The sequence below is a fragment of the Mesorhizobium ciceri WSM4083 genome (genome assembly GCF_000519305.1).
Lineage (GTDB): Bacteria > Pseudomonadota > Alphaproteobacteria > Rhizobiales > Rhizobiaceae > Mesorhizobium > Mesorhizobium ciceri_B.
In genome coordinates this window covers 16751-29487 of sequence record NZ_JAFG01000009.1, presented here as the reverse complement: position 1 = coordinate 29487, position 12737 = coordinate 16751, and the positions used below count along the sequence as shown (strand labels likewise).

Annotated in this window: 12 protein-coding genes; 3 read left to right on the top strand and 9 right to left on the bottom strand. The window is 64.6% G+C overall.

The window, feature by feature from the left end:
- Positions 1-19: 19 nt before the first annotated feature.
- The 8 genes from MESCI2_RS0119715 to MESCI2_RS0119680 all read right to left on the bottom strand — a co-directional run bounded on the left by MESCI2_RS0119715 (position 20) and on the right by MESCI2_RS0119680 (position 8296).
- Positions 20-445, bottom strand: coding sequence for a DOPA 4,5-dioxygenase family protein (locus MESCI2_RS0119715; RefSeq protein WP_027038075.1), 426 nt, complete (start codon positions 443-445; stop codon positions 20-22).
- Positions 446-750: 305 nt separating this feature from the next.
- Complete coding sequence (locus tag MESCI2_RS0119710) at positions 751-1104, bottom strand: cupin domain-containing protein (RefSeq protein WP_024503728.1); 354 nt, start codon at positions 1102-1104, stop codon at positions 751-753.
- A 381-nt stretch (positions 1105-1485) separates the two neighbouring features.
- On the bottom strand, positions 1486-2379 hold the full coding sequence (locus MESCI2_RS0119705; protein WP_027038074.1) for a sugar phosphate isomerase/epimerase family protein: 894 nt from the start codon (positions 2377-2379) through the stop codon (positions 1486-1488).
- Positions 2380-2586: 207 nt separating this feature from the next.
- Positions 2587-3525 (bottom strand): ABC transporter substrate-binding protein, encoded by a 939-nt coding sequence (locus tag MESCI2_RS0119700; protein ID WP_027038073.1) that lies wholly within the window; start codon positions 3523-3525, stop codon positions 2587-2589.
- A gap of 76 nt (positions 3526-3601) precedes the next feature.
- Complete coding sequence (locus MESCI2_RS0119695; protein WP_027038072.1) at positions 3602-4600, bottom strand: ABC transporter permease subunit; 999 nt, start codon at positions 4598-4600, stop codon at positions 3602-3604.
- Positions 4597-6141, bottom strand: a complete 1545-nt coding sequence (locus tag MESCI2_RS0119690) for a sugar ABC transporter ATP-binding protein (RefSeq protein WP_027038071.1) — start codon at positions 6139-6141, stop codon at positions 4597-4599. The genes MESCI2_RS0119695 and MESCI2_RS0119690 overlap by 4 nt, the downstream gene beginning before the upstream one ends.
- Positions 6138-7517, bottom strand: a complete 1380-nt coding sequence (locus MESCI2_RS0119685; protein WP_027038070.1) for an FGGY-family carbohydrate kinase — start codon at positions 7515-7517, stop codon at positions 6138-6140. The genes MESCI2_RS0119690 and MESCI2_RS0119685 overlap by 4 nt, the downstream gene beginning before the upstream one ends.
- Entirely contained in the window at positions 7514-8296 is a 783-nt protein-coding gene (locus MESCI2_RS0119680) for a DeoR/GlpR family DNA-binding transcription regulator (RefSeq protein ID WP_027038069.1), read from the bottom strand. Before MESCI2_RS0119680 ends, MESCI2_RS0119685 begins: the two co-directional genes overlap by 4 nt.
- 193 nt (positions 8297-8489) lie before the next feature.
- On the opposite strand from MESCI2_RS0119680, the gene MESCI2_RS0119675 reads away from it, so the two are divergent.
- The 3 genes from MESCI2_RS0119675 (at position 8490) to MESCI2_RS0119665 (ending at position 11663) form a co-directional block, all read left to right on the top strand.
- Positions 8490-9533, top strand: a complete 1044-nt coding sequence (locus tag MESCI2_RS0119675; protein ID WP_027038068.1) for a class II aldolase/adducin family protein — start codon at positions 8490-8492, stop codon at positions 9531-9533.
- Positions 9534-9540: 7 nt separating this feature from the next.
- Entirely contained in the window at positions 9541-10815 is a 1275-nt protein-coding gene (locus MESCI2_RS0119670) for an FGGY-family carbohydrate kinase (protein WP_027038067.1), read from the top strand.
- Positions 10812-11663 carry a TIGR01459 family HAD-type hydrolase gene (locus tag MESCI2_RS0119665; RefSeq protein WP_027038066.1) on the top strand — a complete coding sequence of 284 codons (852 nt, stop codon included), beginning with the start codon at positions 10812-10814 and terminating at the stop codon, positions 11661-11663. The genes MESCI2_RS0119670 and MESCI2_RS0119665 overlap by 4 nt, the downstream gene beginning before the upstream one ends.
- On the opposite strand, the gene MESCI2_RS0119660 is transcribed toward MESCI2_RS0119665, so the two are convergent.
- A complete protein-coding gene (locus MESCI2_RS0119660; RefSeq protein WP_027038065.1) occupies positions 11650-12660 on the bottom strand; it encodes a sugar-binding transcriptional regulator in 1011 nt (336 codons plus the stop codon). The two genes, MESCI2_RS0119665 and MESCI2_RS0119660, sit on opposite strands and share 14 nt — an antisense overlap.
- Positions 12661-12737: the final 77 nt, after the last annotated feature.

Below are 12737 nucleotides of genomic sequence, written 5' to 3'. Positions count from 1 at the left end.
AATTTCATGCGTCCTGCGATCAGGCCAAGATGGTCGGCGTGGTGTTCGGCAGCAATGCCTCCTCCGCTTCATGGTCCTCCGGGAGGCTCTCACCGTGAAGGTGCAGTGGTGTGCCCACCCAGACCGGATCGATCAGATGGTCTCGCCGCGGATTTGCAGTGTTCGGATGGACGAGAATGCTGAGGCCGCGATGGTTGAGCATCAGCCACGGCACGAGTGTGGCAAAAACCTCGCTTCCGAATGAGACCTGAAACATCGGTTGATCATGCGGCCCCACCTTCTCGTCATGCCAGTTCCCGAGCCGAACCAGAAAGCGTTCGCCGATCGCGGCGCGCAGCCATTCCGCAACCGGGCGGGTCCTCAGTCGGTCGTAATAGACATGCGCATGATAGCTGGCGATTTCCGAAAGGCGCCTGGGTTCGTTTTCCGTGCCTGAAAGGCCCATTTTCATATCTCCGCACGCGCTCGCAGGCCCAACCCAGCCCGAACGATACCCAACAATTTGGGTCCGGGGAACAGTATTCCTTGACGGGAACCAGGAGGCCACCAATGGTCCTGACGCAAGCCGGCCATTGTGGCCTCATGCACAAGAGCAGCAAAATGCCGTGCCAGGCTCCCTGACCCATACGGTCCACCTGGTCCCTGACGGCGTCGCTGGTTCGAAAAAACGATTGGCACCGACCTGGAAATGAAAACCCGCCATGGCGAACCATTGGCGGGTGATTTTCACACACTTGGAAACGATCCGCCTCAGCCGACCCGCACGACAAAATGCTTCGTCACCGGCTCGATGATCTTCCAGGTTCCCTTGAAATCCGCTTCCACCACAAAGGCATCGCCGGGGCCGACCTCGACCGGCGTGCCGCCGTCCGGCGTGATGATGATGCGGCCGGCGATCATGTGCACGAACTCGTAGTCGGTATAGGTGGCGTGATAGGTGCCGGGCGTCGCGCGCCAGGTGCCGGACAACACCTTGCCGTCCTCGGTCGTGTGCTGGACGGCGGTTTGCATGGTCGGCCTGCCCTCGACGACGATCCAGCCAGCCAGATCGCCGGCGTCCGCGTGTTCGACGGTGCCGAATTTGAGGATTGTCTCGCGTGTCATGTGCTGGGCTCCGTTTGGTGGATTGCGTGGCGCTGTTTGCGTGGCGTTGTCAGATAACCGATGCACCTGCCGCGAGCAATGCCGGCGCCATATGGCGCAGGCCAACGAACTCGGGCTAGCAGGTTCCTTCGGAGCCTTCGCCGGCACGTTGGCTGACGGTGCATCAAACAAAAAACCCGCCATGCGGCGGGTCACTGGCGCAAATCAGCACCATGGGCAAAAATGTACCATAGCTGAGATCACCGGGTCAAGAAAAAATTCCTATCTCAGAAAAACTGGCGGCGCAAGCTGTCAGCACTGGCTGCCACGAGGCCTTTTGGTACTCTAAGTTCGAAACCTGCCATGCGGCGCACACCGCGTCCTTCGCTCTCGAGGAGCGGGTCAGGGTTTGTGGCGCGCCGAGACGAGTTCCGCCTTGCGCCTTGCCGTCTCCATTCCCAGGCCGATGAAAGCGCGCGCGTGCTTGGCCAGTGCCATGTTGTCCGTCCAGAGATTGCGCCAGATCGCGGTCTTCTTCGACAGGTTCTCATCGACGATTTCCGAAGAGAAGGATTCGAAGCTGAGGTCGTCGCTGTAGCCGATAGCGGTCAGCGCATCGAAAATCGCGGCGAAATCGATATTGCCGGTGCCGAGGAAGCCGCGATGGCTTTCGCCGATATGGACATAGCCGATCTTGTCCGCGGCTTGACGGATGGCCAGCCCGACATCGGCCTCCTCGATGTTCATATGGAAGGTGTCGAGATGCAGGAAGATGTTGTCCGAGCCGGTGTCCTCGATGAAGGCCAGCCCTTGCGCGGCGGTGTTGAGCAGGTTGCTTTCGAAGCGGTTGACGATCTCGAGGTTGAGCGTGACGCCGGCCGCCTTGGCCGTCTCGGCAACCTTGGCCAGCGTGCCGGCGCTGCGCTGCCATTGATCGCGCGTCGGCGCCTCGACCTGCAATCCGTGGCTGGTCGAGAGAATGCCGGCGACCTTGCGGCCGCCGAGATCGCGCGTCAGCGCGATGGTGTCGTTGAGGATTTCGACGCCTCGCGCGGCAATCGCCTTGTCGGCGCTCGAAATGTCGCCATCAACAGGCAATCCGATGCTGATCGCCACGCCGAGGCCAAGATCGGCGATGCGCCTGGCGAGCCCGCCGATGTCGACATTGGCGGGATCAAGATAGGAGAATTCGATGAGGTCGAAGCCGGCCTCCCTGGTGTTGGCCAGCGTGCGCTCGAGATCGGCCTGAGCCGAGCTCGCCGACCAGACGAAAGAATGGATTCCAATACGCGACATCATCGTCTCCGGTGCTGACAAGAGGTGCGGCCGGGTCATCCCGGCCGCACGCTGTAGATGGAGTTAGAGACTGTTTCGAAATTCGCTCTGGCGAGTCATATGGTGGTGGTTTCGAGAACCGTAGCGCAGCGGACATTTGGTCCGTGAGCAACGGAAGCGCAGAAAACGCCATCAGATGGCCGACAGAGTAGAATTTCCAACAGGCTCTTAGCGGGCCGCGGTCCAGCCCTTGTAGTCCTTCAGGTTCTCGGCCGTGATCAGCTTCGGGTCGAGCAGGACGGTCGGCTCCGCCGGCTTCTTGCCGGCCAGCAGTTCGGCCGCCATCGTCAGCGACTGGCCAGCCATCACGTAGGGATCCTGCGAGGCCGAGGCCTTGATCATCGAGGTGCCGGAGGAGAGTTCCTTCTCGATATCCGGCGCGCCGTCGACGGCGGTGAAGATGAACTCCGAACGGTTGAGCTGCTTGGCAGCAAGCTGGGCGCCGATCGCCGTCGGGTCATTGATGGCAAACACCGCATCGATCTTGTCGAAGCGGGTGAGCAGCGACTGGAACACCTTCAGGCCGCCGTCGCGCGAACCTTCGGCATTCTGGTCGTCGGAGAGGATCTTGATGTCGGGATGCTGCGCCAGCACGTTCTTGCAGCCCTTCACCCGCTCCAGGATCGAGGACGATGCCGGTCCGTTGAGGATGACATAGTCGCCCTTGCCGCCGGTGTGGTCGACCAGGTACTGGCAGGCCTCTTCGCCGGCCTTGACGTTGTTGGTCATCACGGTGACGTCGGCGCCCGGCGCCGAAACGTCGAAGGCGGCAACGACGATACCCGCGGCTTGCGCCTTCTTCACCGCCGGCGCGATCGCCTTGGCGTCGACGGCATTGAGCATGATCACGTCGACGCCGGCGGCGATGAACGAATCGACCTGCGAGACTTGCTTGTTGAGGTCATAGTCGGCCGACACCGACGTCACCTCGACCTTCGGGTTAATCTTCTTGGCCGCGTCCTCGATGCCCTTGATGGTGGCGACGAAGAAGGGGTTGCCGAGCAGGCCGACCGAGATACCGACCTTGTTGAGGTCCTTGGCTGAAGCAGGCGCGATGGCGAGCGACGCGAGTGCGACGCCGCAGAGCAGTTTGGCGATGGTCTTCATTGCTTTCCTCCGATTGCCCCGCGCCTCTCACGGTGCGTTACACAAACCGGTCGTTGACGCCGGCGACTAAGGTCAATCACGTTCTTGCTCCTGCCTGGAGCCTGTAGCGGTCGAGGGCGACCGCCACGATGATGACCAATCCCTTGATGATGTACTGCCAGATGTCGGAGACACCGGCCAAGATGAGCCCGTTGGAGAGCACCGCGATGATCAGGCCGCCGATCAGCGTGCCCCAGATCGAGCCGACGCCGCCGACGAAGCTGGTGCCGCCGAGGATGACCGCGGCAATGGCGTCGAGTTCGTAGGACTGGCCCAGCTGCAAGCCATTGGCGGCATAGAGCCGGGCCGCCGACATGGCACCGCCAAGACCGGCCAGCAGGCCGGAAACGCCATAGACGAAGAGCAGCACCAGCGGCACCTTGATGCCGGTAAGCCGCGCCGCTTCGGCATTGCCGCCGACGGCATAGATCCAGGTGCCGAGCACGGTGCGCTTGAGCACCAGCCAGGACAGCACCACGACCGACAGCGCGATGATGACCAGCCAGGGAATGCCGAACAGCGAACCGTTGCCGATGAAGTCGAACGGCAGGTCCGAGTTGAACACCGTCGTGTCCTGGCCGAGCAGGCGGGCGACGCCGCGCACCGCCGTCAGCGAACCCAGCGTGACGATGAAGGGCGGCAGCTTGATGTAGGCGATGAGTAGCCCGTTGATGAGGCCGAAGCCGAGGCCGACCAGAATGGCCGCCGGCACGCCGAGCAGGCCCCAGTCCGGCACCAGCGACACCATCACCGCCACCATCGCCGAAGCCGCGAGGATGGCGCCGACGGAAAGGTCGATGCCACCGGTCAGGATAACGAAGGTCATGCCGGCCGCCAGCACAATGTTGATCGACGACTGCTGGGTGACGATCAACAGGTTAGTCTCGGTCAGGAAGCGCGGGTTCAGGAACTGGAAGCCGGCGGCCAGCAGGATTAGGACCGGCAGCATGCCAAGGGCAGCGATTGCGGTGCGCAACCGCCGGCTCGTGCCGGTGGCCTGGCCGCCTGTGCTGATCTCGGTCGCCTTGTCGGTCATTGCTGAGCCGCTCCCGTTGCAAGTTCCATGATTTTCTCCTGGCTGAGCGGCTCGCCTTGCGATGCCGTCACCTCGCCCGAGATCGTGCCGTCGCGCATCACCAGCACGCGGTCGGCGACGCCGATCACCTCCGGCAGTTCGCTGGAGATCATCAGGATGGCGATGCCTCGCTTGGCAAGATTGTCGATCAGCCGGTAGATTTCCGACTTCGCCCCGACGTCGACGCCGCGGGTCGGCTCGTCGAGGATGACGACCTTCGGCTCGGTCTCGAGCAGGCGGGCGAGCAGCACCTTCTGCTGGTTGCCGCCCGACAGCGAGCCGGCATTGGCCTGCACCGAACTGGTGCGGATGGAGAGATCGGCAACGGCCTTGGAGGCGCGCCTTTCGGCGGCCGCGAAGTCGCGCAAGCCGCCGCCGTGCGCATCCCTTGCCAGCACACCCATGCTGATGTTGTCGGAAATCGACATGTCGAGGAACAGGCCAAGCTCCTTGCGGTCCTCGGTCAGATAGGCGATGCCGGCATCCAGCGCCTCGCGCGGCGCGTTAATAGTTACAGGTTTACCGTCGAGTTCCAGCGTGCCTGACGTACGTCTGTCGGCGCCGAAGATCAGCCGCGCAAGCTCGGTGCGGCCGGAGCCGACCAGGCCCGCCAGCGCCAGCACCTCGCCCTTGTGCAGGTCGAACGAACAGTTCTTCAGGAGACGGCCGTCGGACATGCCGCGCACCGAAAGCGCCACCGCGCGCTTTGCGTCCGGCGGCCGATGGTCCTTCTTGTAGAAGGCGGACAAATCGCGGCCGACCATCATCGAGACGAGGCGCGAGGCGCTGAGCTCGGCGCGCTCGAGCGTACCGACATAACCGCTGTCGCGCAGCACGCTGACGCGGTCGGCAAGCTGGTAGACCTCTTCCATGCGGTGGCTGATGTAGATGATGGCGATGCCTTGCGATTTCAGCGTCGCAATGACCTCGAACAGCCGGTCGGTCTCGCGCGAGGTCAGCGACGTGGTCGGCTCGTCCATGACGATGATGCGCGCATTGGTCGACAGCGCGCGGGCGATCTCGACCAGTTGGCGCTCGCCCAGCGACAGGCTGGAGACCATGTCGCGGGCCGAAAAGGAGACGCCGAGCCGCGCGATGATCTCTCTGGCGCGCCGGGCGCACTGGTCGCGGTCGACAATGCCGAAGCGTCGCGGCTCGTTGCCGAGGAATATGTTCTGCGCCACCGTCAGATTGGGCGCCAGCGACAGCTCCTGATAGATCACCGCGATGCCGCTGGCACGTGCCTTGATCGGATCGCCCGTCGCGGCAGGCGTGCCGTCGATCAGGATCTCGCCACCGGCATCCGGTCGATAGGCACCTGAAAGCACCTTCATCAATGTCGACTTGCCGGCGCCGTTTTCGCCCATCAAGGCGTGCAGCTCGCCGGCGTGAACGGTGAGCGAGACATCCTGCAAGGCACGGATGGCGCCAAACGTCTTGGAGATGTGCCGCATCTCCAGCACCGGCTGGCGCGCCGTCTCAACCTTGGCAGTAGCACTCATCGCGCGCCTCCCGCCGCGGCACCAGCGGTGCCACGGTCCATGGCCAGCGCACGCCAGTCATCGCGATAGAAGGCTAACCCAGTGAAACGCGACGCGCGCACCGGCTCTGGCACTTCGGCGGCAAATTCGCGCCCGACGCTCTCGAAGGCGAGCGCCGCGGCGCCCGTGGCGCTGCCTTCCAACGTGGCGCCTTGCAGGAAAGCCTGGCCGGGACGCAGCTCAGCCAACAGCCCGGCGAGCAGACCGCCCGTGTTCAGCCCGCCATCGATGATCACGGTGTTGTTCGAATGGATGAGGTCGAGGCAAAGATCGACCATCAGCGCGACATAGAGCAGCGCCACCGCCGCCCGCTCCTCGGCATTGGGCGTACGCCCAACCAGCCGGCCGGAATGGCCGGACATCGGTCCGCCCGGCGCGAAGCTCGGCAGCGCCATGATACCGGCGTCGATCACCCGCTGGATAGAGGACAGGCCGATCACGCCTTGCCAGCCCTCGCTGATGACAGCGAATTCGCGTCCGCCCATGAAGCGGATGGTCGGCACCGGGCCGCCATCGACATCGACATTGACCAGCATGTCGCGATCCCGGTCGAGCGCGTCGAGCGGGCAGTCCGGATTGAGCACGATAACCCAGGTGCCGGTCGAAACGACTGTGACCGGACCAAGCTCCTGCCGGCGATAGGCATGCAGCGCCGCATTCGAGTCATGGACACCGTTGTGGATGGCGATCGGCCTCGCCGCACCGCCGAGGCGCCGTTCGCCGATAACAGTGCCGGCGCGCTCGAAGGCAGGCATCCGGCCACGCCAGCCCTGGGCGTCGACCAGCGAGGAAAAGTCTTGGCTGCGCGGCGCCCACAGATGCGAATGGCAGCCGAGATAGGACACTTCCGAGACCGCCCGCCCGCCAAGGCGCCAGCTCCAGTATTGCGGATAGCCGAGGATCGATTTCGACGCAGCGAATGCGTCGGGATCGACCTCCTGCAGCCACAGCATATGGCGACCGTAGTTGAAGCCGAGCGGCAGTCGAGGCGAGAACGTCTCGGCAAAGTCCGGAATGCGGCGATCGATCCGTGCGGCAATCTCGGCCGGCGGCTCTTGCTCGTAATCGAGGATCGGATGCGTCAGCGCCGACTCGTCGATCAAAGCGAAGGTGCAGCCATGGCCAGACACCATCAGCCCCTGGACGCCGTGGCTGTCGACCGCATCGCTTGCGGCACTGAGCGCCCAATCATGGAGCGCTGCCTCGTCGAGCACGCCGAAGCCGCCTTGGCGCACCCATTTCGGCTGCGTGCGGCGTTCGTCGAGAATACGCCCGTCCTGGCCGAAGACGAACAGCTTCGAATTGGTCTTGCCGAAATCGAGGACCGCCATTTTCACGGGATGACTCCCGAGGATGAGGCTATCCGCACCATGACGCCGGCATCCTCCAGCATGCGCGCATCGGCGTCGGAGAGGCCGTCGTCGGTGACCAGCGTGCCGATGCGGGAAAGCGGCAGCGCGACATTGCGCGCGTGGATCGACAGTTTGCGGCTGTCGGCCAACACCACGATCTGGTCCGCGCAAAGGCTGAGATCGACAATGGAGCGCACCAGCAGCGGATGCGATTCCATCACGCCTTCCTGGCCAAGGCCTTGCGCGCCGAGAAAGAATTTCGAGGCGTAAAAGGGCACGGCCTGGCTGAGCGAATGGATGATGCCGGGTTCGCGATGCAGGTCGCCGCCGGCAACCGTCAGGCTGCAATGGCCGTGGTCGCTGAGATAGGCCGCCAGCGGCATCGAGTTGGTGTAGAGGCGAATGTTGCGCTCGGCGAGCTTGACCCCGAGATGGAAGCAGGTCGAGCCGCCATGCACGATGACCGCATCGCCGTCGCGCACCATGGTCGCCGCGAGAGCGGCGATCTGCCGCTTGGCCTCGACCGCAAGGTCGCGGTTCTCGTCATAGGGCCGGGCGTAGGCGACCCCGGCCTGGGAAGCGCCGTCGAGCGCCGAGATGCCGCCATAGACCTTTCGCGCCTCGCCGGCTTCGTCGATCCTGTCGATGTCACGCCGGACCGTCGCGGCTGAAACGCCAAGCCGCTCCTGCAGCTCGCGCACCGAGGCGAACGGGCGATCACGCAGCAGTTCGACGATCTGACGCTGGCGGCCGGAATCGCTCAACTCTTTCCTCCCGAATGCCCTTTTCCATGGCAATTGGTGCAACTTACTCAACGCCAGCCAGATTGCAAGCGGGTTTTGATGATAGTAGATCACTATTGACGTAGATCACTCGTATCTGCGATATCAGCGCCAATTCGATCCCGGCAACGGGATTTCGCGCAGGACACGGCCGAGCCGTTGGAGGAAAAGCGCCATGGCGACCCAGGCTGACGCGCAGGAACTGGAGGCCTTGCGGGCGCTTTCAGCCAGCATCGGGCAGAGCCCGCTTCTGACCCAGGCCGCAGGCGGCAACACTTCGCTGAAAGCCGGCGACACGTTGTGGATCAAGGCCTCCGGCACCTGGCTGAAGGACGCGCTCACCGACGACATCATGGTGCCGGTGGCGATGGCGCCGCTGCTCAGGGCCGTCGAGCAGCGCGACCGCGCCGCCGACCAGCCGCAGGGTTTCACCATTGCGGCGCTCAACCCGCGCGGCCTGCGTCCGTCGATCGAGACCACGGTGCACGCCTTGATGCCGCAGCGCGTCGTTCTGCATGTCCATTGCGTCGACACCATCTCGCTTGCCGTGCAGGCCGATGGCGAGGCCGAGGTCATCAGGCGGCTCGATGGCATCGAATGGGCCTATGTGCCCTATTTCCGGCCAGGCCTGCCGCTTGCCCGCGGCATTGCCGAAAAGCTTAGGCCTGATGTCGACGTGCTGATCCTTGGCAATCACGGGCTGGTCATCGCCGCCGAAACCGTCGCCGGGGCAGAGGTTCTGCTGCGTAGCGTCCGGTCGCTACTGGCCCGGCCGGCGCGCGCGACCGCCGCACCCGACCTTGCCGCCTTGGCGGCGCTTGCCGGCAACAGCGGTTACAGATTGCCGGCCGATGTCGAAGCGCATGCGGTTGCGCTCGACCCGGAGAGCCGCCGCATGGCGCAGGCCGGCAGCCTCTATCCGGACCACGTCATCTTCCTCGGCCAGGGCTCGGTCGTGGCGGGGCCTGGCGAGACCGTGGCCGATGTCATCGCACGTCTGGGCACGCCGCCGGCTGCGATCCTGTTTCCCGGCGCAGGCGTGCTGATGCGCGGCGACGCCAGTGCCGGCGCCGACGCCATGCAACGCTGCCTTGCCGATGTGACGGCGCGCATCGACATCGCGGCGCGGCTGAACTATCTCACCGCCGCCGAGAATGACGAACTGGTCAACTGGGACGCCGAGCAGTATCGCCAGAAGCTCAACGCGGCCGGCGGCTAGCATGGAGATGATGCCACTTGCCATCGGCATCGACATCGGCACATCGGGTGCGCGCGCCGTCGCCATGCGCCCTGATTTTTCCATAGCCGGGCACTCGGCCGTCCCACTCGACAGGTTTGGCAGCGATGGGCGAGCTGCCACGGCGTGGTGGCAAGCGGTCAAGACGGTGCTGACGGAGCTGCTTTCCGGCATCGACTGCACGGCGGTCCGCGCCATCGCCGTCGACGGCACCTCCGGCACGCTGCTGCCGGTCGACGCCGCCGGGCGGCCGCTGGCCGAACCGCTGATGTACAACGACAAGGTCGATGACGACGACATCCTGGCCGCGATCGCCCGTAACGCGCCGGCTGCAAGTGCAGCGCACGGAGCGACATCCGGCCTCGCCAAGGCCCTGCGCTTCCAGCATCTGCCGGGCATTGCAATGGTGCTGCATCAGGCCGACTGGATTGCCGGAAACTTCTCCGGCCGCTTCGACGTCAGCGACGAGAACAATGCCCTGAAGACAGGCTATGATGTCGAGGCCCGCCGCTGGCCGGAATGGATCGCGGCGACCGGAATGCGCATGGAGCTGCTGCCGCGCGTGGTCGAACCAGGCGAGGTCACCGGCGCCCTCACCGCGGAAGTCGGGGAACTGTTCGGCTTGCCGCGCGATGTGGCCATTGTCGCCGGCACCACGGACGGCTGCGCCTCGTTCCTTGCGACCGGTGCTGCCGCGATCGGCGACGGCGTTACCGCGCTGGGATCCTCGCTGACCATCAAGATCCTGTCCGACCGGCCGATTTCGGCGCCGCGCTTCGGCATCTACAGCCACCGGCTCGGCAACGCCTGGCTGGCTGGCGGNGCGTCGAATTCCGGCGGCAAGGTGCTGGCCCAGCATTTTCCGCTCGCCCGTATCATCGAACTCAGCGCGACAATCGACCCGGAGACCGACACCGGCCTCGATTATTATCCGCTTCCCGCCACGGGCGAACGATTTCCGATCGCCGATCCGGCGCTGCCGCCGCGCCTTGCGCCCCGGCCGGCGGACGACGCCGATTATCTGAAAGCGATGTTCGAAGGCATCGCCGCGATCGAAGCGCTCGGCTTTGGCAGGCTTGCCGAACTCGGCGCGCCCGCGCTGATATCGGTCAGGAGCGTCGGAGGCGGGGCGGCGAACCCAGCCTGGACGGCAATCCGGCGGCGCAGGCTCGGCGTCGATTTCCTGCCCGCGCTTTCCGACGAGGCCGCCGCCGGCACGGCGCGGCTGGCGCTGATGGGTGCAAGCCGGGCAGGACTCCTATGAGCGCGAAGACGATCGAACGTCTCGACGGCATCGGGCCGCTGGCGGAGCGCTACGACGTGTTCCTGCTCGACCAGTTCGGCGTGCTGCATGACGGCACGCGGCCCTATCCAGGCGCGGTGGCGGCACTGTCGGCGCTGAAGCGCGCCGGCAAGACGGTGGTGCTCGTTTCGAACTCCGGCAGGCGGGCACAACCCAATGAAAGCCGGCTCATAAAACTCGGCTTCGAAGCGGGAAGCTGGGATCATTTCGTTTCTTCCGGCGAGGTGGCGTGGCGATCCTTCAGGGAAATGGCCGCGTCGGGAAAGCTGCGCCCAAGGACAAAATGCCTGCTGGTCAGCCGTGAAGGTGACCGCTCCGCGATCGAGGGTCTGCCTTTTGTGCTGACCGGGTCCGGCGATGAAGCCGAACTGGTGCTGATCGCGGCCAGTGAGGGTGACCGCTTTGACCTCGACCATTATCGCAGGCTGTTCGCACCGGCGGCAGCGCGGCGGGTGCCGTGTTTCTGCACCAATCCCGACATCATCATGCTGACGGCCAAAGGCCCTCGCTTCGGCGCCGGCCGTCTTGCCGATCTCTACGAAAGCCTGGGCGGCAGCGTTACCCGCATCGGCAAGCCCGACAAGGCGATTTTCGAAGCCGCGCTGGCGCTGGCCGGCGAGCCGGACCGTGGCACCGTGGTCTGTGTCGGCGACAGCGTCGAACACGATATATCGGGGGGAAACAACGCCGGCATCGCCACCGCGCTAGTGCTGAGCGGAATACTGGCGGACACACCGGATCTCGCCGCTGTTTTCGACGAACAGCAGGCCTGGCCGGACTACATCACGGACAGTTTCAGCTTCCGCTGACCGCTTCCAGCATGCGCCGCGCGCTCTCCTCGTCGGTGATCAGGATGGTTGGGGCGATGAGGGTCATGGCGCCAAGCAGCGCTTCGGTTTTCTCCTCGCCACCGGAGGTGAGGATACGGATCGGCGCCTTGCGCAGACGGTCGACATCCACCGACATCACGTGGCTGTTGACGGGATGGTCGACCAGATCGCCGTTGCGGTCGAAGAAATGGAACAGGAGGTCACCGACAGCGCCACGCGCAAGCAGGGCCTCCCGATCCGCCTCCTTGAGGAAGCCGCCACGAGAGAAGGTGGTGGCCGAGGCGATCCCGCCGACGCTCAGCAGAACGGCATCGAGCACGTCGGCCATCTCGAAAATCTCCTGCAGGCCGCAGCGCTCGATCAGCGCGATCTTGGTCTCGACGCTGTCGACGACGGCTGGTGTCGGCATCAGATAGCCGTCGCCCTGGAATATCTGAGCAAAGCGCCAGGCGAACTCGGCTGGGTTGACCCGGCGCACGACGCCGACGCCGCCAAGCAGCGAAATCACCTTGAAGTCGGTGAGCGACTTGGCGCTGATGAAGGGCAGGCTCGAGAACAACGTCTGCCCCCAGCCGACGCCGACCCGCATGCCGGACTTCATCATGTCCGACAGGAAACTGCCGGTCTTGGCGCTGATCGCCGGTATCGGATCGGCATTGGGTGCCGAAAGCGGCGCCACCAGCGCCTGCTGCAGCCCGAACGTCTTCTCCAGCGCGCGCTCAAGCCGCACGATTTCCGACAATTCGCTCTCGATGGTGATCTTCACTTCGTTGCGCGCCCGGGCATCCGCCAGCATGCGCACGATGGTGACGCGACCGACGCCGAGCACGTCGGCGATCTCGTTCTGCGTCATCTGTTCGACGAAATACATCCAGGCGGCGCGAATCCTGAGGCGATCCGTCCGGCTTTCGCTGGCGACGTGCTCGGTTGCCTCGCCTCGACCGTCTTCGCTTTCGCCCTGTCGTCGTCTGCCCAAGTCTGTCTCTCCCCCTGCGGCGACGGACGAGCGCGCCGCCGCCGATTCTGCATGCTGGTCTAGTATCGCCTATTGAT